This window comes from Parashewanella hymeniacidonis, from assembly GCF_016900895.1.
In the GTDB taxonomy this organism is placed as follows: domain Bacteria; phylum Pseudomonadota; class Gammaproteobacteria; order Enterobacterales; family Shewanellaceae; genus Parashewanella; species Parashewanella hymeniacidonis.
Window position 1 is genome coordinate 12,773 of the sequence record NZ_JAFEUN010000033.1, and the last position, 25,843, is coordinate 38,615.

At 39.5% G+C, this 25,843-nt stretch carries 19 protein-coding genes; 8 read left to right on the forward strand and 11 right to left on the reverse strand.

Features of this window, described 5'->3' with window-relative positions:
- Nucleotides 1–10: 10 nt before the first annotated feature.
- The 6 genes from odhB to sdhC form a co-directional block, all read right to left on the reverse strand.
- Complete coding sequence (gene odhB, locus JQC92_RS08480; RefSeq protein ID WP_204999240.1) at nt 11–1,207, reverse strand: 2-oxoglutarate dehydrogenase complex dihydrolipoyllysine-residue succinyltransferase; 1,197 nt, start codon at nt 1,205–1,207, stop codon at nt 11–13.
- A gap of 18 nt (nt 1,208–1,225) precedes the next feature.
- Nucleotides 1,226–4,051 carry a 2-oxoglutarate dehydrogenase E1 component gene (gene sucA, locus JQC92_RS08485; RefSeq protein WP_204999241.1) on the reverse strand — a complete coding sequence of 942 codons (2,826 nt, stop codon included), beginning with the start codon at nt 4,049–4,051 and terminating at the stop codon, nt 1,226–1,228.
- 194 nt (nt 4,052–4,245) lie between these two features.
- Nucleotides 4,246–4,953 (reverse strand): succinate dehydrogenase iron-sulfur subunit, encoded by a 708-nt coding sequence (locus JQC92_RS08490; protein WP_204999242.1) that lies wholly within the window; start codon nt 4,951–4,953, stop codon nt 4,246–4,248.
- A gap of 11 nt (nt 4,954–4,964) precedes the next feature.
- A complete protein-coding gene (sdhA, locus tag JQC92_RS08495; protein WP_129945998.1) occupies nt 4,965–6,731 on the reverse strand; it encodes a succinate dehydrogenase flavoprotein subunit in 1,767 nt (588 codons plus the stop codon).
- Complete coding sequence (gene sdhD / locus JQC92_RS08500; RefSeq protein WP_204999243.1) at nt 6,732–7,079, reverse strand: succinate dehydrogenase, hydrophobic membrane anchor protein; 348 nt, start codon at nt 7,077–7,079, stop codon at nt 6,732–6,734.
- Complete coding sequence (gene sdhC / locus JQC92_RS08505; protein WP_129946000.1) at nt 7,073–7,468, reverse strand: succinate dehydrogenase cytochrome b556 subunit; 396 nt, start codon at nt 7,466–7,468, stop codon at nt 7,073–7,075. Before sdhC ends, sdhD begins: the two co-directional genes overlap by 7 nt.
- Before the next feature lie 407 nt (nt 7,469–7,875).
- Between sdhC and JQC92_RS08510 the strand changes: the two genes are divergently transcribed.
- Nucleotides 7,876–9,162, forward strand: a complete 1,287-nt coding sequence (locus JQC92_RS08510; RefSeq protein ID WP_204999244.1) for a citrate synthase — start codon at nt 7,876–7,878, stop codon at nt 9,160–9,162.
- Between the two features lie 56 nt (nt 9,163–9,218).
- Here JQC92_RS08510 and JQC92_RS08515 read toward each other — a convergent pair whose 3' ends face one another.
- The 5 genes from JQC92_RS08515 to JQC92_RS08535 are packed head-to-tail and all read right to left on the reverse strand — an operon-like array spanning nt 9,219 to nt 14,479.
- Nucleotides 9,219–10,466, reverse strand: coding sequence for an ABC transporter permease (locus JQC92_RS08515; protein WP_204999245.1), 1,248 nt, complete (start codon nt 10,464–10,466; stop codon nt 9,219–9,221).
- Nucleotides 10,463–11,659, reverse strand: coding sequence for an efflux RND transporter periplasmic adaptor subunit (locus JQC92_RS08520; RefSeq protein WP_239480478.1), 1,197 nt, complete (start codon nt 11,657–11,659; stop codon nt 10,463–10,465). Before JQC92_RS08520 ends, JQC92_RS08515 begins: the two co-directional genes overlap by 4 nt.
- Complete coding sequence (locus JQC92_RS08525; RefSeq protein ID WP_204999246.1) at nt 11,656–12,822, reverse strand: efflux RND transporter periplasmic adaptor subunit; 1,167 nt, start codon at nt 12,820–12,822, stop codon at nt 11,656–11,658. The genes JQC92_RS08520 and JQC92_RS08525 overlap by 4 nt, the downstream gene beginning before the upstream one ends.
- Nucleotides 12,823–12,825: 3 nt before the next feature.
- Complete coding sequence (locus JQC92_RS08530) at nt 12,826–13,803, reverse strand: HlyD family secretion protein (RefSeq protein ID WP_204999247.1); 978 nt, start codon at nt 13,801–13,803, stop codon at nt 12,826–12,828.
- Nucleotides 13,793–14,479, reverse strand: a complete 687-nt coding sequence (locus JQC92_RS08535; protein WP_204999248.1) for an ABC transporter ATP-binding protein — start codon at nt 14,477–14,479, stop codon at nt 13,793–13,795. Before JQC92_RS08535 ends, JQC92_RS08530 begins: the two co-directional genes overlap by 11 nt.
- A 175-nt stretch (nt 14,480–14,654) precedes the next feature.
- Between JQC92_RS08535 and JQC92_RS08540 the strand changes: the two genes are divergently transcribed.
- From JQC92_RS08540 to JQC92_RS08570, 7 genes are all read left to right on the forward strand, one after another.
- Nucleotides 14,655–17,384, forward strand: coding sequence for a M16 family metallopeptidase (locus JQC92_RS08540; protein WP_204999249.1), 2,730 nt, complete (start codon nt 14,655–14,657; stop codon nt 17,382–17,384).
- Nucleotides 17,385–17,521: 137 nt separating this feature from the next.
- Nucleotides 17,522–18,907: a hypothetical protein gene (locus tag JQC92_RS08545; protein ID WP_204999250.1), complete on the forward strand. Its 1,386-nt coding sequence runs from the start codon at nt 17,522–17,524 to the stop codon at nt 18,905–18,907.
- A gap of 76 nt (nt 18,908–18,983) precedes the next feature.
- A complete protein-coding gene (locus tag JQC92_RS08550) occupies nt 18,984–21,026 on the forward strand; it encodes a glycoside hydrolase family 97 protein (protein ID WP_204999251.1) in 2,043 nt (680 codons plus the stop codon).
- Between the two features lie 167 nt (nt 21,027–21,193).
- The gene (locus tag JQC92_RS08555) at nt 21,194–21,739 is read left to right on the forward strand and encodes a hypothetical protein (RefSeq protein WP_338049502.1); all 546 of its coding nucleotides are present in this window, start codon (nt 21,194–21,196) and stop codon (nt 21,737–21,739) included.
- Between the two features lie 114 nt (nt 21,740–21,853).
- Entirely contained in the window at nt 21,854–22,327 is a 474-nt protein-coding gene (locus JQC92_RS08560) for a DM13 domain-containing protein (protein ID WP_204999252.1), read from the forward strand.
- Nucleotides 22,328–22,613: 286 nt separating this feature from the next.
- Complete coding sequence (locus tag JQC92_RS08565) at nt 22,614–24,590, forward strand: methyl-accepting chemotaxis protein (RefSeq protein WP_204999253.1); 1,977 nt, start codon at nt 22,614–22,616, stop codon at nt 24,588–24,590.
- A gap of 126 nt (nt 24,591–24,716) precedes the next feature.
- On the forward strand, nt 24,717–25,550 hold the full coding sequence (locus tag JQC92_RS08570; RefSeq protein WP_204999254.1) for a 23S rRNA (adenine(2030)-N(6))-methyltransferase RlmJ: 834 nt from the start codon (nt 24,717–24,719) through the stop codon (nt 25,548–25,550).
- Nucleotides 25,551–25,843: the final 293 nt, after the last annotated feature.

Genomic DNA, 25,843 nt, shown 5'->3' on the forward strand with positions numbered 1-25,843 from the left:
TCGCTATAACTTATAGATCAAGCAATAGACGAGTTGGATCTTCTAAGAAGTCTTTAATCGCAACCAAGAAGCCAACTGACTCACGTCCATCAACAATACGATGGTCATAAGAAAGTGCGAGGTACATCATCGGCAAGATTTCAACTTGCCCATTTACTGCCATTGGACGATCTTTGATGGCATGCATGCCTAAGATCGCACTTTGTGGCAGGTTAAGAATTGGCGTTGACATTAATGAACCGAAAACACCACCGTTCGTTACAGTGAAGTTACCGCCAGTCATATCAGCGACGGTAAGTTTACCATCTCTGCCTTTAATTGCTAACTCTCTCACATTTTTTTCAATATCTGCGAGACTCATCTTGTCTGTATCACGTAAAACTGGTGTTACAAGACCACGAGGTGTTGATACAGCAATGCTTACATCAAAGTAGTTATGATAAACAATCTCATCACCATCGATTGATGCGTTCACTTCTGGGAAACGCTTCAGCGCTTCAGTCACAGCTTTAATGTAGAAAGACATGAAACCTAAACGAGTACCATGACGCTCTTCAAAGATATCTTTATATTGCTTACGGATATCCATGATTGGCTTCATGTTGATTTCGTTAAACGTCGTCAACATGGCCGTAGAGTTTTTCGCTTCAAGTAGACGATTAGCGATAGTCTTACGTAAACGTGTCATTGGAACACGCTTCTCGCTACGACCTTCAGCTACTGGCGCTACAGGTGCAGCTACCGCTGCAGGAGCCGCTGAAGCTTTAGTTTTAACAAAACCTTCAACGTCTTCTTTCGTTACACGACCACCAACACCTGTACCTTTGATTTGCGAAGCATCAAGATTGTGCTCAGCAACTAGGCGACGAACTGATGGGCTTAATGCGTCATTTGACTCATCTGCAGCAGGCGCTGACTCAACCGCTGGTGCTGAAGCCTCAGCTTTAGATACTTCTTGTCCAGCTACTGCACCTGGGTTTAGCTTTGCAATCACTTGCTCGCCTAAAACAGTTTCGCCTTCTGGGAAAAGGATTTCTCCCATTTGACCGTCAGCCTCAGCAACAACTTCCAGTACAACTTTGTCCGTCTCAATATCAACCAAATTTTGGTCACGCTCTACAGCGTCACCAGGTTGAACATGCCAAGTTGCGATGGTTGCATCTGCGACTGATTCTGGCAGTACGGGTACCTTAATATCGATACTCATAGAAAACTATCCTTTAACCTATTTACTAATATTTAATGCATCATTAACTAATGCTTCTTGTTGATGCATATGTAAGCCAGCATAACCGCATGCAGGAGCAGCAGAAGCTTCACGACCTGCGTAGGTCAATTTAGCGCCTGTTGGAAGTGCGGCTGTAAAGTGATGTTGGCTGCAATACCAAGCCCCTTGGTTCTGAGGCTCTTCTTGGCACCAAACAAAATCTTTAACGTGCTGATAATCAGCTAATGCTTTGCCCATTTCCGCATGTGGGAACGGGTAAAGTTGTTCAATACGAACGATAGCTACATTACCGATTTCATTTTTACGTCGCTTATCAAGCAAATCGTAATAAACCTTGCCACTACACATAACGACTCGGTCTACTTTGCTTGCATCTAATTCATCCGTTTCACCAATCACATTTTGGAAGGTTCCGTGTGATAGTTCATCAAACGAAGAAACAGCTAGAGGATGACGAAGCAATGACTTAGGAGACATCACCACTAATGGTCGACGCATCGGGCGAACCACTTGACGTCGAATCATGTGATAAACCTGAGCAGGAGTCGAAGGAACACATACTTGCATATTGTGGTTTGCACACAACTGCAAGAAACGCTCTAAACGTGCGCTTGAGTGTTCTGGGCCTTGACCTTCATAGCCATGTGGTAACAGCATAGTTAAGCCACATAAGCGACCCCACTTCTGTTCACCTGACGATAAGAATTGGTCAATTACTACTTGTGCACAGTTAGCGAAGTCACCGAATTGTGCTTCCCAAATGGTTAAACCACTCGGCTCTGCTGTTGCGTAACCATATTCGAATGCAAGCACTGAAGCTTCAGATAGTACTGAATCAGTGATATCAATCGGACCTTGCTCTTCAGATAAATTACGAAGAGGCATATAAGTCGTCGCATCTTTTTGGTTATGCAAAACAGCGTGACGGTGGAAGAACGTGCCACGGCCAGAATCTTGACCCGTAATACGAATGCGCTTTTTATCGGCTAGAATTGTGGCATATGCTAAATTCTCAGCAAATCCCCAATCCATTGGTTTTTCACCAATCGACATCGCAACACGATCTTTGTAGATTTTAGCAACGCGTGACTGAACTGTATGGCTCTCTGGAATTTCTGCTGTTTTTACCGCTAATGCTTTAAGCGCCTCTAAATCAACAGAATCATCGAAGTCTTCATCCCATTGACGGTTGAGGTACGGAGTCCAATCAACATTGTGTAACGTCATTGGACGCCGTTCTTTCACAACACAATCGCCCGCATCTAATGCGTCACGATAAGCGTTGACCATAGAAACAGTGTCTTCTGAAGCCAATGTACCCTCTGAAACTAGCTTTTCAGAATACAGCTTACGAGGCGTTGGATGCTTTTTAATTTTGGCGTACATCAATGGCTGTGTTGCACTTGGCTCATCAGCTTCATTGTGACCATGACGTCGGTAACAAACTAAATCGATAACAACATCACGTTTAAATTCATTGCGATAATCGACAGCAAGTTGCGATACAAACGCTACAGCTTCAGGATCATCTGCATTCACATGGAATATCGGCGCCTGAACCATCTTAGCAATGTCAGTACAATACTCAGTTGAACGAACATCGTCTTGATTTGATGTTGTAAAACCAACTTGGTTATTAACAACAATACGAATGCTTCCGCCAACTTTAAAGCCACGAGTTTGAGACATATTGAATGTCTCTTGAACAATACCTTGACCTGTAATTGCTGAGTCACCATGAATAGTGATTGGCATTACTTGCGAGCCGTCTTTACAGCCGCGGCGATCTTGGCGTGCACGCACAGAACCAATAACCACAGGGTTAACGATTTCAAGATGTGAAGGGTTAAACGCAAGAGCTAAATGTACGTTACCAGCAGGCGTTTCGAAATCAGATGAGAAACCCTGATGATATTTAACGTCACCAGAGCCTTCAATATGGTCGTGTTTGCCAGCAAACTCATCAAATAATTCAGATGGTTGCTTACCAAGCACGTTAATCAATACGTTCAAACGACCACGGTGAGCCATACCGATCACAACTTCTTTGGTCGATACTTCTCCGGCACGGTAGATGATCTCACGTAGCATTGGAACTAGAGCATCGCCACCTTCTAACGAAAAGCGTTTAGCACCTGGGAATTTCGCACCAAGGTATTTTTCCATACCTTCGGCAGCATTTAGCCCTTCAAGAATTCGGGTCTTAACCGCTTTATCGTAATTAGCTTTACTTAAAGTCGGCTCTAGTCGTTGCTGAATCCATCGTTTCTCATCAGTATCAGTGATGTGCATGTACTCAGCACCAATTGAACCACAATAGGTAGATTTTAGGGCATTGACCAGTGATGACAGCTGCATAGTGTCACCACCATGAGCAAACGAGCCAGTATTGAAATCACGAGACATATCTTCAGCAGTCAAACCATGAAATGCAGGGTCTAACTCTTTAACCGCATTTCGAACCCAAAGCCCTAATGGGTCTAAATTTGAGTTTTGATGGCCACGGAATCGATATGCGTTAATTAATTGAAGAACTTTAACTTGTTTCGCATCAAGTTCAGGGTCAGAGGCTTGTGCGGAAGCTCCTCCACGGTTCGACAATGCTAAACTTCGGAAATAATCACGCACTTTAGAGTGTGCAACTTCCTGACCGCTTGCATCGGTACCGCTTACTGAAGGAAGGTTATCGAAAACAGCTTTCCAATCATCGGAAACTGACTGAGGATCTTCTTGATAGGCTTCGTACATCTCTTCGATATAGGTTGCGTTTGCGCCATATAAATGAGATGAATCCAGCCAGGCTTGCATGAGGCCTTGGTGCATTTCCATTCCTTTCAAACTTTTTATACTTACATAGCATAGTTAAAAACAAAAACAGGCTTTGAACTTAACACGCTTTTTTCAAGAGAACATTCTCTTACACGCAAAAAGAGTCACTCCCGATTAAGAAGTGACTCCATATATTAGACCTGTTTTATTATTAATTCTTTCATCAATAATAATGGCGGTTTATCCATTTAAACTGCTCGGTTCAACAGCATTGACTTAATATGGCCAATGGCTTTTGTTGGGTTCAGACCTTTCGGGCAAACATCAACACAGTTCATGATACCGTGACAACGGAAAACGCTGTATGCATCATCTAGATCTGATAAGCGTTCTTCAGTTGCAGTATCACGGCTATCAATCAAGAATCGATAAGCATGTAATAAACCACTTGGGCCTACGAATTTATCAGGGTTCCACCAGAATGATGGGCACGCTGTAGAGCAACATGCACACATAATACATTCATATAAACCATCTAAATGCTCACGGTCTTCAATTGACTGAAGGTGCTCACGCGCAGGCTGCTTTTCATCATTGATTAAGAATGGCTTAATCTTCTCATACTGTTTGTAGAATTGAGTCAAATCTACAATCAAGTCACGAACAACAGGCATGCCTGGTAATGGACGTATTTCAATCTTTTTACCTTTGAAGGTAGAAAGTGGAGTGATACACGCTAATCCGTTTTTACCATTCATGTTCACACCATCTGAACCACAAACACCCTCGCGGCATGAACGACGGAATGCTAATGTCGAATCCTGCTCTTTTAGAAGTATTAACGCATCCAACACCATCATGTCAGTGCCTTCTTTCACTTCTAACGAGTAATCCTTCATGTAAGGCTTTGTGTCTACATCAGGATTGTATCGATAAACTGAAAATTCCAACTTCATCTCAATACTCCCTAGTAAGTTCGTTTGATAGGTGGAAACGCTTCACGATGAACAGGAGCCATATTGACATCACGTTTGTTCATCGATTCAGTTTCTGGGTTAAAGATACTGTGGCATAACCAATTTTCATCATCACGTTCGAGATAATCTTCACGGCTGTGTGCACCACGACTTTCTGTACGGAAATTAGCCGCATAAGCCGTTGCAATTGCAGTTGCCATCAAGTTATCTAACTCTAAGCACTCGATACGTTGAGTGTTAAACTCTTGAGAGTTATCAGATAATTTCGCATTTTCAAGACGTTTGCGAATCGCTTGAAGCTGCTCAAGACCTTCTGCCATTGCTTCACCCGTACGGAATACAGAGAAGTTAAGTTGCATACATTGTTGAAGATCTTTCTTGATTTGTACTGGATCTTCACCGTCTTTGTTATTTTCCCAACGATTCAGGCGAGCTAAACTAGCATCAATATCAGCTTGAGATGCTGCTTTAGGATCTGCCGTTTCATCTAACGCTTTACCTAAATGGTGTCCAGCAGCACGACCAAATACAACTAAATCAAGTAGTGAGTTACCGCCAAGACGGTTAGCACCATGGACAGATACACAGGCAATTTCACCAACTGCAAACAGTCCAGGAATATCTTGCTCTGTACCATCTTCATTCTGATGAATAACTTGCCCAGAAACTTTAGTTGGTAAACCACCCATCATATAGTGACAAGTTGGAATTACTGGAATCGGACCATCTGCTGGATCAATATGTGCGAACGTACGAGAAAGTTCACAAACACCAGGAAGACGGGCTTCTAACGTTTCTTTACCTAAATGATCAAGTTTTAAGTAAAGGTGTGGGCCAGTAGGGCTGTCTACACCACGACCTTCACGAATTTCAGTCATCATAGAGCGTGCAACAACGTCACGAGACGCTAAATCTTTTGCATTCGGTGCATAACGTTCCATGAAACGTTCGCCATCTTTATTTAAAAGATAACCACCTTCACCACGACAACCTTCAGTTACTAGTACACCAGCACCAGCAATACCTGTCGGGTGGAACTGCCACATTTCCATGTCTTGCATTTGAATGCCTGCACGGATTGCCATACCAACACCATCACCAGTATTAATGTGAGCATTAGTAGTTGATGCGAAGATACGACCTGCACCACCAGTGGCTAATACGGTTGCTTTAGCTTTGAAGTAAACGATTTCACCCGTTTCAATGTCTAAAGCTGTACAACCAACAATCGCACCATCTTCATTTTTAACAAGATCTAATGCATACCACTCAGAAAAGACCTCAGTCTTATTCTTAACGTTTTGTTGGTATAAGCAATGAAGCAATGCATGACCTGTACGGTCAGCCGCAGCTGCAGTACGAGCCGCTTGTTCACCACCAAAATTCTTAGACTGGCCACCAAAAGGTCTTTGATAGATTGTGCCGTTCTCGAAACGAGAAAATGGCAAACCCATATGTTCAAGTTCTATTACTGCTTCTGGACCAGTTTGGCACATGTATTCAATCGCATCTTGGTCACCGATAAAATCAGAACCTTTGACGGTATCGTACATGTGTTGTTCCCAATGGTCTTCATGGGCATTTCCTAGCGCAACGGTGATGCCACCTTGCGCAGAAACGGTATGAGAACGAGTTGGGAAAACTTTTGATAAAAGCGCACAGCTTTTACCTTCTTTTGAAATCTGTAAGGCGGCGCGCATACCAGCACCACCTGCGCCGATTACTACGGCATCAAATTCGCGAACTGGAATACTCACTTAAACACCCCACACTGTAAATAAGCCTACCGCTAAATATGCAAAAGCGGTTATGACGAACACAAACTGCAATACACCGCGCAGTGTTGTGCATTTAATATAGTCGGTTAACACTTGCCAAATACCAATCCATGCGTGAATTAGTAATGCAATTAAAGCAATCATAGTGAATACTTTCATCGCTAACGAACCAAAAAACTCAGACCATACGTCATAAGTTAATGGACCATTACAAGCAATAAACCCAACTAAAAACAGCGTGTAAAGTGCAAGAATAATTGCACTTGCACGAATCATTATGAAGTCATGTACGCCACTGCGTCCAAAACTTGCTGCATTGGTTACCATACCCAAATCCCCACTAATACAGAAACAGCTATTGCTAAAGCAAAACTAACTTTTGCTGAAGTAATACCCGATTGCAATTCTTCCCAACGGCCTGTATCCATAATCAAATGGCGAATACCAACGATAAGGTGATACCCCAAGGCTGTTAAGATGCCCCAATTGATAAACTTAACAATTGGGTTGTTGAATAATGCTTGCAGTTCGGCAAAACTCTCGGCTGAAGCCAAAGAAGAATTTAACATCCAAAGTAGGATGCCGACGGCAAATAGCATAATTACACCGGAAACACGGTGAAGAATTGACGCAATCGCTGTAGCAGGAAAGCGGATAGTTTGTAAATCTAAATGGACAGGTCTTTGCTTTTTCACGTTCTGCTCACTCAGCTCCATTGAGCATTTTATTATGTTAACGACTTTTTGCTAAAACACCTTAAAGTTATAGACTACTTAAAATGCTCTGGCAAAAAAGTCATTCAAATATGCTCTATCTGAAGCCATTAATTACAGGGGTTGAAATCACTCACGATATATACAACTTAGGCTCATGAGAGCTGTTGCAAAGTATACTCGTCGAAAAAGTCAAATACAAACATCACATAACGCAAATTTAGTTTTTTTGTATATTTTGATATCAATCAAACCAATTTTATGTGGCAGTACTATATTTCTTAATACATTTATAATTATTTATTCACATTAAAACGGTTATTTAAATTGGAAGTTCAATTAAAATAGCGTTAAAGTATGGCACTTTCTCATGCCACTCTCACACAAGAATGAAGTAAGGAGAACTGGGTATGGCTGATCTAAAAGCCACTTTAAACTTACCAGGAAAAGACTCGTTCGAGCTGCCTATAAAACAAGGCATCGAAGGCTTTGACGTATTGGATATTAGTAAATTAGGTACACAAGGTTATTTTACTTTTGATCCTGGTTTTCTAGCAACTGCGTCCTGCGAATCAGCAATTACCTATATTGATGGTGCACAAGGTATCCTTCTACATAGAGGTTACCCGATTGACCAATTAGCAACACAATCTAGCTATTTAGATGTATGTTATTTATTGCTAAATGGTGATTTACCTAACAAAGAACAGCATAGCAACTTCGTACAGACTGTGACACAACACACCATGGTTAACGAACAGCTTTCAACTTTCTTTAAAGGTTTCCGCCGAGATGCTCACCCTATGGCAATGCTATGTGGTGTAACAGGTGCACTTGCTGCGTTTTATCAGGACTCATTAGATGTAAACGATGAAAGACACCGTGAAATTGCGGCGTACCGTTTAGTATCTAAAATGCCAACACTTGCAGCGATGTGTTACAAGTATTCCGTTGGTCAACCATTCGTTTATCCACGAAATGATCTGAGCTACGCAGGCAATTTTTTGCACATGATGTTTTCTGTACCATGTGAAGAATACCATGTGAATCCAGTAGTTGAACGTGCTATGGATCGCATTTTCATCCTTCATGCTGATCATGAACAAAATGCTTCTACTTCAACAGTGCGTTTAGCTGGTTCATCTGGTGCTAATCCATTTGCATGTATTGCAGCTGGTATTGCATCTTTATGGGGTCCAGCTCACGGCGGTGCTAACGAAGCTTGCCTAAACATGCTTGAAGAAATCGGTAGCGTTGATCGTATTCCTGAGTTCATTGCGAAAGCGAAAGACAAGAGTGATCCATTCCGCCTAATGGGCTTTGGTCATCGTGTTTATAAGAACTTTGACCCTCGTGCTAAGGTTATGCGTGAAACTTGTCATGAAGTTCTTAAAGAGCTTAACATTCAAGATCCTTTACTAGACGTAGCAATGGAACTTGAGCGTATCGCCCTGGAAGATGAATACTTCGTGTCTAAGAAATTATACCCAAACGTAGATTTCTACTCAGGTATCATCATGAAAGCAATCGGAATTCCAACAAGCATGTTCACTGTAATGTTTGCACTAGCTCGTACAGTAGGTTGGATCTCTCATTGGAAAGAAATGCTTGATACTCCAGGACACAAGATTGGTCGCCCACGTCAGTTATATACTGGTTCAGCGCACCGTGATTTTGTTAAGCTGGAAAAAAGATAGCTTCTTGTTTCATAAAAAAGGCCTCAGTTGAGGCCTTTTTTATTGCTTGGGAAAAGTTAATCCCTTTGTAGGGCTACAATCGGATCTAATTCTGCCGCTCTCTTAGCTGGATAATACCCAAACCCAACACCAATAAGCATACACATCCCGAATGAAATCACTATTGAGAAAAGCGACCAAGCCACAGGCCAATCAGCGACACTCGAAATCACAATTGCAATTAAGAATCCGAGAATCATCCCAATAATTCCACCCGTCGCTGAAATCACAGAACTTTCAATCAAAAACTGCATTGCTATGTCTGACTTTTTAGCTCCTAAAGCTCTTAGTAAACCAATTTCGACGGTTCGTTCCAAAATAGTCGCAAGCATGATATTCATAATACCAATACCACCCACTAACAATGAAATACCAGCAACACACGCCATAACGATATTGAAGATTTGTTGTGTTCTTTGATGCTGGGCCAGTAATACAGCAGGAACAACAATATCAAAATCTTGCTCACCGTTATGTCTTCTATCTAGCAAATGTTTTAATGCTTGTGCCGCTTGGTTAGGGTTAACACCATTAATCAATTCGAATTTTACTGAATCTAGCTTATCTTCAAGTTTATCAAACTGCATTTTTTTCAATGCTGTCCCTAGAGGAATAAAAATGGTATTGCGCTCCCCTCCCATCTTTACACCTTGGATCTTTGACTTAACTTCATGCTTGTCAGAGAGAATACCGATCACTGTATACCATTGGTGGTTAATTTTAATGGGTTGCTCTAGTGCATTACCACTTGGAAACAAACTCCTTGCTGTTTCAGGCCCTAAGATAGCAACTTGCTTGTATTCTTTATTGTCTGCTGATGTAAAATTCTTCCCCGAGATTAAAGATAACGAACTCAGCTCAAAACAGTTTTCAGTTACAGCAGAAACGGTAGCATCGCTTTGCCCTGAAAAACTGAACAAGCCAAACACTTTTACTTTTTTTTCAGCAGTCCAATTACCAATAAAAGGCAGTGTCTCTTTTGCACTATGAACATCAGACAAGGTTAAACCTAAACTGTGTTCTCTTACTGTTTTTAGAGTTTCATTATCAAACTCTCTAGCATTAACGACAATGTTATTCACACCCATTGATTCAATCATTTTCAGAGCTTCTTTCTCAGCTCCCTCACCTACACTTAACATGGCAATAACAGCGCCAACGCCAAAAACCATACCGAGTAACGTTAAAAATGTTCTCAATTTGTGGTGTTGCATTTCAACTAATGCGTGCTGTACGCCTTTAATATAATTGTTCCAATCAATCATAGTTGCTCTCCAGCAGGCTGAGTTAAGGCAATAACTTCTGATTCATTCAAACCCGATGTAATTTCAGTCCGATTGAGGTTACGAGCACCTAAGGTGACCTTTCTTTTTTCAAATTCGCCGCCATCTTTAACAAAGACCCAATAATCATCTTCATGTTGAAATACAGATTGACTTGGCACAGCTAACATTCTCTTACTTTCGAGCACTTCAACCTTCGCATTCACTTGTCGCCCTTGTTTCATTAACTCCGGAATGGTTTCATTGAGCTGAACCGTGAAATTAAAATAATTAACAGGACTTCCTTTATCTTTTGGTTGAGCTAACGAATCAACTTGAATGACTTCTCCCTCGAACGGTTTATTCGGGTAAGCGTCCAAATATACTATTGCTTTTAATCCGACCTTCAAGCCAGATGATTCAGACTCTAATGCATACAAAGACGCTTGCATGTTTGAAGTATTCGGCAACTCACCGATGGTTTGCCCTGAAAAAATAGCGTCTCCAACAGCGGGGTATTCGTCATACCAATTTTTCTTGTAAACAAAAAGTCCATCATGAGCAGCTTTAATTTCAAGGTTCGCTAAGTTCGTTTCATGTCTGTTAATCTTGGTTTGAATGCCCTTTTGTTTGAGTGTTATCAAAGCTTGTTCGGCATTAGCTTTTTGATTGTGCTGACCCGTATTCCAATCCAAATAATCCATTTTTGCGTCGAGATAATCTTGATTCCGCATTTGGTCGATAATCTCGATTTTGGTATACACACGTTCATCATCACTAAAAAATGTATCTGCTAATTTTCTTTCAGTTGCCGTTACAGACTTATCTTGCAGCAGTTTTTTTCTTGCAATTTCATCTGAACTGGCCCTCATAGCACCATCGAGTTTTGATCGCTGATTGTCCAACTTATCTTTCTTTAACATGAAAGACGTTCTTTTCGCATCCAAGCGAGCAATTACATCCCCTTTTTTGACATTCGAGAAGTTCGGCAGAAGCCAAACAAGTGACTGTCTTCCGCGTAAACTATGGGGTGCCGTGATCAAGGTGGATTCGGTTGACTCTAAATTACCCTCAGCAGGAATATGAATACCAAAGTCTGATTTTTTAACTTCGATTGTCAGCGTACCTTGCGATTCCGGGTCAGAACATGCGCTTAAAAGCAGTGCACATAAGGCTGATAATGAAATCATTCTCATCTCAACACCACCTTATCACCAGCTTCGAGCCCCTTGGAAATTGAAACCATGCTCTCACCCATCTGTTCTATTTCGATAAACACTTGAGACGAAGAAAAAAATGTTTCTTTATCTACAGTCGGCAAGCCATTTTCGTAGTAAATAGCAGCTTTCGGTAATAGTAACTGCGTTTGCGGAGATGACACATCTATCGATATTTTTGCCGTCATTCCCGGTTTCATTATTTGCTGATCTGCGCCTTCAATATCGGCCATTGCATCAAATACAACCAGAGGAACATTCGAACTTTTACTTCGAAAAACTTTTCCTAACTGAGAAATTTTTCCTTTAAACTCCTTTTCAGGATTGGCATCTAATCGGATGCTAACTACTTGTCCAACTTGCACTCGGTGCGCTTCTATTTCTGGAATTGACATATTGACTTGCATTTCAGTCAAATCTGGAATGCTCACCAACCCCATTCCCGCATACAAAGTGTGCCCTTCTTTTACTTTCTCACCATTAAAATCTTTTTCGTAGACAAGCATGCCTTCTTTTGGCGCTTTGATATTAAAACTCACAATACCTTGTTGCAGTTCGTTAACTTCAGCCGCCATTTTTTGCTGATCACTTTCTAGCATTAATAAACGTTGCTTTAAGCTTTGCTTTTCTAGATCTAGTAATTGCTGAGTTAATTTTACTTTTCGCTTTGAGATCAACGCGTCATTTTCATATTTCTTCTTTTCTATTTCAGCCACAGTCTCGTCTGACAATTCAAATTTTCGTTTTGCTTTTTCATAATTCATCTTTGCTTCAGCAATATTAAGTTTTAATTGCTCAATTTCTTCGAACATTCGAATGCGAGTCGTTTTAATGTCTTGCTTAATCGTGGCTAATTCAGAAGACTTGTTCTGGAGCCGTTGCATTAATTCTGATGTATCTAACGCTGCAATCGTTTGTCCTTCTTTTACAAAACTGCCTTCAGTCGCCAAAGTTTTTACTTGATATTGCCAGACTCGATTAACTACTGGAGGGGATACTTGCACAGTATTCGCCGAAACAAGTTCTCCCGTTAAGTTTATATTTTGCGGCAATAAACCAGTTTCAACCGTAATCACTTTTTCAGAGCCACAACCTTGTAAAGCGAAACACACTAGCAAGCCTGTTAGTAATTGTTTTTGCATTTTTTACAACTCCATCTGCTTTGGTAGAGCCGATACCAGAACACTCATCCCTGGGCTAAGTTCGATATTAGGTTGGTTAGCAAACTCTACTGAAACTTCAAACCAACGACTGTTTCCCCATGCGTTTTTTTTATTTGCTTGTGAGCTAATGTTTGTGACTCTAGCATCAAGCTGTTGAGATAAATCCGTATCAAGGTAAACCAGAACATCTTGATCAACCTGCAACTTATCAACATCCACCTCATTAACCCAAGCAGTTACTTTTAAGTTATTTAGAGCATAAATATTGGCTACATTGCGACCAACCTGCAGGGTATCACCTACCGCTATTTTCTTGTCTTGCCACATATTTCGGCCATAACTCACAGGGCCTTCAATTTCGGCAGCAATGGTAAGCTTTTTCAATGAGGTTAAAGTGTTATCCAATTCTAACTGCGCTTTTTCATTGTCGATACGTAACTGCTTCAGTGTCGATGTTTGCTTAGCTAATTCTGACTCTAACTTTTCCTCAGCTTGCGTTAAGTCATTTTTAGCTTTCATCAAATTGAACTGATTATCGGCATAATCTTTTGCAGAAATATAATCGACAGGAATAGAGGCATCTAGCTGAGCTTTTTCAAGGTTGAGTTGTTTTTCCTTAAGCTCGAATTTAACTTGAAGTATGGTTTTTTTTAACTGAACCGTTTGACTTTGCTCTTGAGCTTTAAATCTTAATAAGTTCGCTTTTAGTTGTTCGACTTGGCTATCTATCTGGGTTTTATCGAAAATAACGACGTTATCTCCCACTTTAGCGACCTTACCTTCATCAATCATCCATTGAATTTGATATCTCCATGAGTTCCCAGCTTGAGGAACAGAAAATTTTTGTGACTTTGAAGATATTAGTTGCCCTGTTAATAATAGTTTCGGCTGTATTTCATTTGCATTAACAGCTCCCAATAAGAAATAACCCATTAGCGGTAAAATATAACTACGCAACATCCTCCCCCCTCAACTCCACTGACTGCACCAAACCATCTCGCATTCGAATGACACGCTGAGCATAAGCAGCTACTTCATCTTCATGTGTGACTAAAACAATGGTTTGCCCTGATTTATGTAGCTCAGTAAACAATTCCATAATTTCGACAGAAGTCTTCGAATCCAAAGCACCTGTAGGCTCGTCAGCAAGAAGAATGCTTGGTTTATTGATTAACGCTCTCGCAATTGCAACTCTCTGCCTTTGTCCACCAGATAATTGATTTGGCCTATGGTGAGCTCGGCTTTTTAACCCAACTCGATCTAAAAGCTGTAAACCATAATCCATATCAGTGTGTTGTGGTTCTGAAAATCTCAAAGGAAGAAGTACATTGTCTAATGCTGAGAGTCTGGGCAGGAGGTGAAAACTTTGAAAAACAAAACCAACAGATTGATTACGAAACGATGAAAGCTCATCATCATTCAAATCTTTGACATTGTTTCCACTAAGGAAGTACTCGCCACTGCTAGGCTTGTCTAAACAACCAATAATATTCATGAGTGTTGATTTGCCAGAACCTGATGGCCCCATAATGGCTACAAACTCGTTTTTATTAATTTCTACATCAACGCCTGCGAGAGCGGATACTTGTTGCTCCCCCATCTTATAATGCTTTTGTAGCGACTTGATTTTTATCATTGTTATCCATAACTTTTCTTGTAAGCACCTCATTATTATCTAAAAAAAGTGCATATTTCAAACATTAACTTTGGTATTACATCTTTAGAAACATTTAAAAATGAATCTTGTTAAATTAATGTGATAAGTTAGCGGCGTGATAAATCATGTATAAACAATCATAAAAGGAATTATCATGACAACGGCGTTACGAACTAAAAAAACACTGCTGGCCAGTTTATTGGCTCTAGGGGCACTTTCATTCAATGCTTTAGCGGCAACGAAAGTGACAGAAGTTGAAGGCATTCAAGAGTATCAACTAGATAATGGCTTACAAGTTCTCCTTTTCCCTGATCAAACAAAAGAAACTGTAACCGTAAACGTGACTTATTACGTTGGTTCAAAGCACGAGAATTACGGTGAAACAGGTATGGCTCACTTACTTGAGCACCTTGTTTTTAAAGGCACACCAAAGCACAAGGACATTCCTGCAGAGTTAAGCAGCCACGGTGCTCGACCAAACGGTACTACTTGGACTGATCGCACAAACTACTACGAAACTTTCGCAGCGACTGAAGAAAATATTAACTGGGCATTGGATATGGAAGCTGACCGAATGGTTAATTCTTTCATTGCCAAAAAAGATCTTGATAGCGAAATGACGGTAGTGCGTAACGAGTTCGAACGTGGTGAAAACAGCCCTTTCCGCATCACTTTACAAAACATGATGGCAGCGGCTTATATGTGGCATAACTATGGTAAATCAACCATTGGTGCTCGTTCAGATCTTGAAAATGTTAAAATTGAAAATCTAAAGGCTTTCTACAAAAATTACTACCAGCCTGATAATGCAACCTTAATCGTTGCAGGTAAGTTTGACGCTGACAACATGATCGATAAAATTGAAGATTATTTCAGTGTTATTCCTAAGCCTGAGCGTGTAATTCCTCCGCTATACACTCAAGAGCCAGCACAAGATGGTGAGCGCTTAGTAACCGTTCGTCGTGTAGGAGACGTACAGCTTGTTGGTACTATGTACCATGTTCCAGCAGGTTCACATGAAGATTTTGCCGCGTTGAACGTACTGAGTGAAGTACTGTCCTCTACACCAAATGGTCGTCTATACAAAAAACTTGTTGAATCGAAAAAAGCATCTCAAGCCTTTGGTTTTAACTTCCAGTGGCAAGATCCAGGTGTGGCTATCTTTATGGCAGAAGTTGATAAATCAGCTGATTTATCAAAAGTTCAAGACAGTATGATTTCAACACTTGAAAGCATTAAGAGCTCTCCAATCACTGATAAAGAAGTTGAAACAGCTAAGCGAACGATTTTGAAGAACTTAAAGTTAGCCTTTAATTCTTCAGAAAAAGTAGCATTAGAGATCAGTGAGTGGATTGGTCAAGGCGACTGGCGTTTACTATTCTTAAACCGTGATCGAATGGAAAACGTCACCAAAGAAGACGTACAGCGCGTAGCTGAGAAGTATTTAACTCAGAACAACCGTACAACGGGTCGCTTTATTCCAGCTGAGAAACCTGAGCGTGTTGAAATCCCTCAGGTTAAAGATGTAAAAGAAATGCTTAAAGACTACAAAGGCCGTAAGCAAGTAGCTCAAGGTGAAGCATTCGATCCGTCACAAGACAATATTGATAAGCGTACTGAAGTTTTAACACTTAAGTCAGGCGTTAAAGTAGCCTTACTTGAGAAGAAAACACGTGGCGAATCTGTTGTAGTTCGTGTTTCTAGTCAAATGGGTGATCTAAAGCACCTAATGGGTATGAACATGGCAGGTGACGCAACTGGCAGCATGCTAATGCGTGGTACTGAGCGTTTAAACCGTGAAGAGCTTAAAAATGAGTTTGATAAACTAGAAGCCACAGTTCGTATTGGTGGTGGTAGTGAAAATGCCACAGCCAGTGTGGAAACCACAAAAGCGAACTTAAGCAAAGTACTCAAACTCGTTGCTGAAGTGTTAAAAACACCCGCTTTTGATAAAAAAGAATTTGATCTCTATAAAGGCCAAGTAAAGGTTGCTGTAGAGCAAAACTTACAAGACCCTCAACGTCTTGCGTTCAACGCTTATAGCCGTCATCAATCGCCATTCCCTAAGGGGCATCCAGCTTACACGCCAACTTTCGAAGAGCAACTAGTGTCTCTTGATAAGCTAAGCCTAAAAGATGTGAAAAAATTCCATAAAGCGTTTTACGGTGCAGACCACATGCAAATCGCCATTATTGGTGATTTCGATAAATCTGCGGCTGTTAAACAGTTAGAAAAACTGACCAAGGGCTGGGATAGTGAAGTTGCTTATAAGCGAGTAAATCGTCCGTACGAGAAACTTACTGTTGAAAATTTAAAGTTTGATACACCAGACAAAGAAAATGCGACTTTTGTTGCATCACTTTCTTTACCAATTGGCTATAGCAGTGCTGATGCTCCAGCAATGACAGTTGCTAACTATATTCTTGGGGGTGGTTTCTTAAATAGCCGTTTGGCAACTCGCCTTCGTCAAAAAGATGGCCTAAGTTATGGCGCTGGTTCATTTATGAATCTAAGTCGTTTCAATGAGCGTGCATCTCTTGGCGCATATGCTATTTGTGCACCGCAAAACTTAGCTAAAGTAGAAAAAGGCTTTAAAGAAGTTATCGAAAAAGTGATTAAAGATGGCTTTACTCAGGAAGAATTAGATGCAGCAAAGTCTGGTTTACTTCAAAGCTACAAAGTGAGCCGTTCACAAGATAAAGAACTTGTTGGCACGCTTGCCCTTAACCTTCGTCTAGATCGTGACATGCAGTTTAGCAAAGAATTTGAGCAAGGCATTAAAGACTTAACCGTTGCTGATATCAATAAAGTCTTCAATAAATACATTAAGCTTGAAGATTTCACTTTGATTCAAGCGGGTGATATGTCAAAAGTAGAAAAGTAATTTAATTGCTTCTATTTGAAAAATGCCGAGAATTTTCTCGGCATTTTTATTTAAACATGAGGTTAATTGTTGTTCATTTAAAATATGAAGTTGGTGAAATATCTTATAATCTAACAAAATCTTGTTAAATTTTATGTATGACAACTTCTTCTGTCTTTGTAAAACCTATTTCACCAGCTTGTGGATTAAACCACGAGTACTCCCCTTTAACTTTAGGTAAATTTAGATACCAAATTGATACTATATGTCATGACTTTTATATCGATGCCTCAAAAGAATTATCAAATGAAGAGATAGATGAATTAAAAAAATTGTGTTCAGAAAGGTTTGATGAACCATTACTACACCCCGAACTAACAAAAAAGCCCAATAACCCACGATTAGAAACACTTTTAAATGAAATCGGCTCACCATATGTAACACAATGTTCAACTCGATATAACTGTGATGGCTTTAACACTTGGTTTCCGAGCTTGGATGTTCCTTTCTATGACACTAGAAATACCGTCGAAAAATATAAAGGGATGCTAGGAGCCATTGTTGACCATAAAATACAAGCTAAAGAGCACTCATCTCAGTTTGCTTCTCTAGCAACTAAATCTAAAACTGGCTCAGGTTTTAAATTTACCAATCGATCGTTATTACTGATTGAGCGTTTATCCGCACTAGAGTTATTTATAAATCAAGTTGGGCAAGAGACTAAACTCGATCAAAAAACACTTTCACTTCTTGATAAATTTCTCAAATACTCAATAAGTCAGCTGATTAACGAGCATTGTGACGTCGTCAGTTATCAAGAAATAGCAGCAGCCTTAAATGTTGAGCAAATAAATGATGTGAGTGAAATTGGCTTTGAAGGTTCTAATAAACTCTCAGTACAAATTGTTCGGCTCTGCTTCAATATTGAAACGTCATTATTAAGAAATCATTCTCCAGTTTTTGACTCATATTCAAAGGAGTTTTCAGAACTTATTAAATCATTCCCTTATCAACCTGTAGAAATATATTCTGCTAAAGGTCATCTCACCAAGTCTCTGGTTCGTGCTGAATCAAACTTAACTGAAGCAGAGGAATATTCAGCATTACCTAAATCAGAACATCGTTCTAAAGGTTCTGATGCGCAGGCTGATAAAACGATAGAGAAACATGGAACTGAGGCAATTTATGTTTCTGCATATATGGACTCTAGAGATACTCGCTTTATAGGCTCACAGTTCGAAGAAGTATTTTTAATTGTAATTGGCAGGGTAAATCACGGAGAGTTTCAGAAATTAAAACAGGATTGCGGAAGTGAAGATAGACTTTGCCAACTCTATAAACTGGAAGTCGACGGTTTTACTCCTAGATTCGTCGATGATCAAGTCTCTTTATACTGTTTAAATGTACAACCAAGTGAGTTAAAAAAAGTTCTTTCACAAATTCCTAAAAAATATAATTGCCAACAAATAGGCATTAAACCCACCTCTAAAGCTGCTCATAATCAAACTGATGATTTTCTGTTTACACCAAATGGTATTGTTTAATTGAATACGTATGTAACCACTTCTGAAAAAATAAAAGATTAAGTAGTCTGGAAGAAAAATTCAAGGATAGACCATTTTGCTAAAACGACTACTTTCTCTATGCCTAATATGCAGCTCAGCAGCAGCTCAAACCTTAAGTGTTACCTCACCAAATAAACAAATATCTTTAACACTTTCAGATGATTCAGGCAGCCCTGAATACTCAGTATCATTTGACAGAAAACCTGTTATCGAATCATCCAAGTTAGGTTTTATTTTTAAAGCACAACCAGAACTCTCGAATGTACTTAAAATTGTCCGTTTAGATACTTCATCAAGGAATTCGAACTGGGAGCAACCTTGGGGAGAACAAAGAGTCATCAATGATCACCACAATGAGCTATTTGTAGAGTTACAGACACAAGATCATCGAAAGTTAAACTTGAGGTTCAAAGTATTCGATGACGGCTTAGGTTTTCGTTATGAATACCCACAACAAACAAATTCAGAGAAAATTGAAATAGTAAAAGAGTTAACTGAATTTAAGTTTGCAGATTCAAACGATATGACTGGGTTTTGGATACCAGCTAAAGGCTGGAACCGTTACGAATTTTTGTATTCTAAAACTCCATTGCAAAATGCCTCTCACGTAAATACGCCTTTCACTATTAGATCTACCAATGGTGCTCATATTAGTATTCATGAAGCTGCATTAGTTAACTATCCATCCATGACTCTTAAGCAACAAAGACTGGGGACCTTTCAAGCCGATTTAATCCCTTGGTATGATGGCAGTTTGGCAAAGTTACAAGGGAGTTTTAAAACGCCTTGGCGAACAATTCAACTTGCTTCAGATGCCAAAGGGTTATTGAACTCTCGTCTCATTTTAAATTTGAACGAACCTAACAAACTCGGTGATGTGTCGTGGGTAAACCCAGGAAAGTACATCGGAATTTGGTGGGAGATGCATATCGGCAAAGCAAGCTGGGGCACAAAATCAAATATTCCTCACGGTGCCACAACTGAAAACACTAAAAAATACATCGATTTTGCTGCTGAACACGGTTTCGATGGTGTATTAGTTGAAGGCTGGAACAAAGGTTGGGATGGTTCGTGGTTTTTAAATGGGGATGTTTTCAGTTTCACCGAAAGCTATCCGGACTTTGACCTGCCAGCCCTCACCAATTATGCAAAACAAAAAAATGTGAAAATAATTGGGCATCACGAAACTTCGGGTAGCGTGACTAATTATGAAAAGCAGATGAACGACGCTTTCAAACTGTATAAAGATCATGGTGTAGAACAAATTAAAACAGGCTATGTTGCTGACGGTGGAAAAGTAAAACGTACGGACGCAAACGGTGTCATTCGCCATGAATGGCATGATGGCCAATTTATGGTTAACCATTATCTAGAAAGTGTGAAAACTTCAGCTAAGTATCAAATTGCCATTAATACCCACGAACCTATCAAGGATACTGGCTTACGGAGAACCTACCCTAGCTGGATATCACGTGAAGGTGCAAGGGGCCAAGAGTTTAATGCTTGGGGGAATCCGCCAAACCCACCTTCTCACATTCCTATGTTGACTTATACTCGTATGCTTTCAGGGCCTATGGATTTTACCCCTGGAATATTCGACCTGTCTTTTAATGGTTTGGATGAGGATGCAAATCGGCCACAAACCACATTAGCTAAACAGCTGGCTACTTATGTTGTGCTTTATAGTCCAATTCAGATGGCAGCAGATCTACCTGAAAATTATTTAGAGAAAAAAGATGCTTTTCAATTTATCAAAGATGTACCCACCGATTGGGAAAAGAGCATAGCAGTGGATGGAGAAATTGGAGAATTTGTAGTATTTGCTCGTCAGGAGCGTAAATCGAAGAAATACTCAGGAGAAGATTGGTATCTGGGGGCTGTAACCGATAATAAAGCAAGAACCATCAAAGTTGATCTTGATTTTCTTGAACCTCAGAAAAAGTATATTGCTCAAATCTACCGAGATGGTGAACAAGCAAATTGGAAAACTAATCCCTATGACCTAGTCATCGAGTCAAAGCAGGTAGATTCAAGCAGTCAGCTAACTATAAAGCTAGCGAGTTCTGGTGGTGCAGCGATCAGATTTAAAGCTATATAGTCAACGACTCATATAAGCGTACCTCTTATAATTGTGTGGCAACTATCACAAAATAACGTTGCCACTTGACAAACCAAAAAAACCACAAACCATTAGCGCAAAAGCATTTAAAATTAACCACTTAAAATTTAAACCAAAAACCATCAACATAGTTGCCCACAGATTTTGTGGATAACTTTTTATTTTTGTTTTATCCACAAGCTGAAACCTTATTCGAACAAGTTGTTAAAAGTGATAGCATGTTATATAACGTTATAAAAAAGCAGGAAGAGCCAACAACAATGAGATGGATAGTTCTATGTTTAACAATTTTTATCTTTGGATGTGATCAATCATCTTCTGTGTCTGCCAAATCTCCAGAAGCAAAATCCATTGAATTTTTGGATAATATCTATAATAAGCGAGATGTAAAAGCAGCAATGACGTTGGTTAACCCAAGGCTAAAAGATCTCCTTAAACACTATCATATCGCCTCCTCGGTTCAACGCCATATGCTCAACTTACCAATGACCAATGTTCAATTTGAAGTTGATGACGTCGACATCGATTTTTTCAGAAAGTTTTCTACTGACGTAAAGGTCAAAGTAAAACTACTAGGGTTAAAAGGTGGAGAAAAGTGGATGGACGATAGAACCCTGAGGTTAATAAAACAGCAAGGCCAATGGGTTATCGTGGATATTATTCCAGAAAAACATTGGGTTTCTACTCAGTAAAAATATTATTCTCTAAGAGATAGCTTGAGATCTTCTTAATAAATTTTTTTGTTAGAAAAACGTATTCTATAAGGTCTATAGTTAGCAACAGAGTCTCCTATTGTTGTTGTAGAAATGAAGAAAAAACTTTTACTTTTACTGTCTCATCTTTTGTTCGGAATCGTTGGTTTTGCCGTGGGTATTTATGCACTCCCAATACTCACAGCCTCCAAATCTCCTAGCCCTCAAGCAATCTCTTCCAAGATGTCTGACGCAAAGTATACTGCTGAGTTCAAGCGTAGCCTCACTGACAGTGATTTATTTCATTGGGGTGATGGACTGCTTTCAGTTAGTGAACGCAACATCGCCTTCAAAGGCAAGCTTGCACCTGGCCCAGATTATCGCCTCTATTTGTCTCCAAAATTTGTCGACACTGAAGTTGACTTCAAGAAGCATAAACATCAAATGACTCAAATTGCGAGTATTAACTCATTCAATGGGTTCATTGTTAATGTTCCAGAAGATGTAAATATAAGTGAATTCAACAGTGTGATCATATGGTGTGAGACATTTGGTGAATTTATTACGGCAGCTAAATACAAACAGTAATTTATCAGCCTGCTTCAGCCTTAATTAACAATACGCCTCACCGTTAAGTGCAGTGTTTGTTCACTTCTGTATGTTAAGAATCAAAATCGGTGATTTTTTGTATAATTTTACATCAAACAATCTAAAACGCTCTTCCTATAACATAGTAATTACATTACTTTAGCACTTGTCTTTTTAACAAAGTTCTAATACTTTTATTTAGGTCTTTTTTCCGATCAAAATATATCTCGAAATTATTTAAATTAATTGCATTCAAATATTTTACGCTTTTTAGAGGGAGCTAAAGTTGAAACTTAAAAATAAGTTACTTATTGCTTTTATGGCAATAGGCTTAATACCAACACTAGTTTTAGGGATAATTGCAATATATACTGCGAAAGCATCGATTTCTTCTCAAGTTTATAACCAGCTTGAAAGTGTGCGCTCAATAAAAACTTTGCAGGTAAATAGATTTTTAAAGCGAACTCAAGCGGATACACTCCTTGCTAAGGATATTTTAAAAGATATTATTCATACTGATTCAAAGTTTAATTTAGAAGAACTTACCCATAAACATAGTCCGGTTTTAGAAGATTTCATTAAGTTAAAAAATTATTACGACTTATTTGTTATTAATAGTGACGGAGTAGTAGTTTATTCTGTTGCAAAAGAATCCGATTACAAAACTAATTTAAATTTAGGTCCCTTTAAAAATTCTAATTTAGCGTCCTTATATAAAAGCGTAATTAAATATAAAAATTTTATTGTAGAAGACTTTGCTCCTTACGAACCAAGCCAAAATGCTCCTCAAGCTTTTATTGGTACATATTTAGAAGATATCAATGAGCAACCAATCGTTATTGCACTTCAGTTTTCATCTGAAAACCTAAATGAAATTATGCAAGAACGACAAGGCATGGGTGATACAGGTGAGTCCTACCTTGTTGGTAGTGACTTCAGAATGCGCTCTGACTCATTTCTTGACCCTCATAAGCACAGTGTTAACAATAGTTTTGCTGGAAGCATTAGTGAAAACGGCGTACAAACAAAGTCGGTTGAATTGGCACTTCAAGGTAAAACTGGTTCACAAATCATCACTGATTATAATGGCCATGAAGTGTTATCAGCCTATGCCCCAATCGATTTCTTCGGGATTCATTGGGCACTTATATCTGAAATAAATAGAAATGAAGCATATGCACCAGTCTACACTATGGTTTACGAATTATTGATCATCATTGTTATTGCTGTGGTTTCAATTCTTGCGGTGTCTTTATTTATATCAAAATCAATCATGACCCCAATAGGTGGTGAGCCTAATGATATGGAATTGCTATCTCAAAATATTGCAGACGGCGTATTAAAAGAACAAGCTGAAAACCCGAGTGCAACCGGTGTGTTTAAATCCATGCTGCAAATGAGTAAAAATCTGAGAAATATGGTCTTTGATTTACAACAAGCTTCAGAGCAGGTAGCCAGCACTTCGGAAGAAACCAGTGCTGTCAGCCTCCAAGCAACGAACAGTTTAACTGAACAACAAGCTAATATTGAGAGTATATCGGTTTCACTCAATGAAATGAGTGTAACGGTTAGCGATGTCGCTAAAAATGCCATTAATGTTTCAGAGTTGTCTAATCAAGCACATACTACTTCTGAAAGTGCCAATAAACAGATTGAACAAACCATTCATAATATGTCTGAGTTAGCCACTGAGGTGAGTTCAGCGACAGATGCCATTAAGCAAGTTGCCACTGATTCACAAAAAATTGGCGGCGTATTAGAAGTGATTCATGGCATTGCTGAACAGACAAACCTACTTGCGCTTAACGCCGCTATTGAAGCTGCAAGAGCTGGAGAGCAAGGTCGAGGGTTTGCCGTTGTTGCTGATGAAGTAAGGCAGCTTGCTCATAAAACTCAAGAGTCTACCAGCCATATTGAAGATATGATTGGTCACTTACAACAAGGTACTTCTACAGCCGTAAGAACAATGAGTGAATCAAATCAATTAGCTGAGAAAACCATTAATTCAGCTAATGACAGCGCTATTTTAATTTCTGATGCGTTGAAAGAGATTCAAAACATTGCTGAAAATGCTGAGTTAATCGCTACAGCCGTATCTCAGCAATCTTCAGCCACCGAAGAAATTAATGAAAGCATGCAAAACATTAAATTTGCAGCGACAGAAAATGCGGCTGGTGCAGAGCAAATAGCCCAAGCAAGTGTTGAACTGAGTGCTTTAGCTGGTCAACTTCAGGAGATCATCACTCGCTTTAAGTTATCGTAACCGTCATTTATCAGAGTAAAACTATCACCATTTTACTCTGATAAATTATTTTATATAGATTGACTCTTCGCCTATATATCAAGATCATATGCCACAATCGAAATAAAAGCCGATCTGAGGCCCCTCTTGTTAAGTTACAGACACTCTTTTCATGCCGGCAACTTTGCCGATGTACTCAAGCATATTGTTCAAATTGAGATACTTGAACACTTAAGAAAAAAAGATAAAGCATTCGAATATATCGACACTCATTCTGGAGCAGGGCTTTATCATTTACACTCTAAAAATATGCAAAAACTACAAGAATATACCAATGGCATTGCGAAATTAGACGCTGAGCAATTCCCTGAAATTAAAAGTTATTTTGAAGCAATTAACTCGTTTAACCAAACTAACGAACTTGAGTTTTATCCTGGTTCCCCCGCTATCGCAAAATATTTTTTACGTCCACAGGATAAAGGCTGGTTATTTGAATTACACCCACAGGATTTTGAGCACCTTTCAAATAATATAAACCGCAATCGTAAAGTAAAAATCACCAAAAGCGATGGATTAAAAGGCATGCTTGGGCTTGTTCCAACGGCAAGTCGTCGAGCTTTGATATTAATCGACCCGTCTTATGAAATAAAAACAGAGTATCAGCTTGTTATCAAATCTGTCATCAAGGCTTATAAAAAATTCAGTACCGCAACTTACGCCATTTGGTACCCAGTTGTAGACAGAAAAAACGTTGATTTAATGGAAAAAGCATTAGAAGAAAGCGGTATTAAAAATATTCAGCGCTTTGAGCTTGCACTCGCTGAAGATTCATCAGGACATGGAATGACGTCATCTGGTATGTTTGTTATCAACCCACCTTGGACACTTCAAAATAAAATGGCAGATTTGCTGCCTAAGCTATCTAAATCACTCACTGGACAAAAACATCTGTATCAATGTGACATTCTGGTAGAAGAATAATAAAGCGGCCTCACATGAGGCCGATTATCTTGATTCGATTACGAATATTATCTGCTGATTCTCGCTGAAATCGAGCATCTTCAGGTATCATAATGGTATGGACTCTCCCCACTTCTCTTCGGCGTCACAATGCGCCATGATATGTTGAGGAAAAAGCGACAAAACTTAACGAGGAGAGTCACATGGCTAAAATAACAATTGGGTTAGATATTGCAAAGAACATTTTCCACATGGTGTTTATTAGTTCATCAGGCAAAGTGCTTAAACGTGCAAAACGTAAGCGTAAAGAGTTG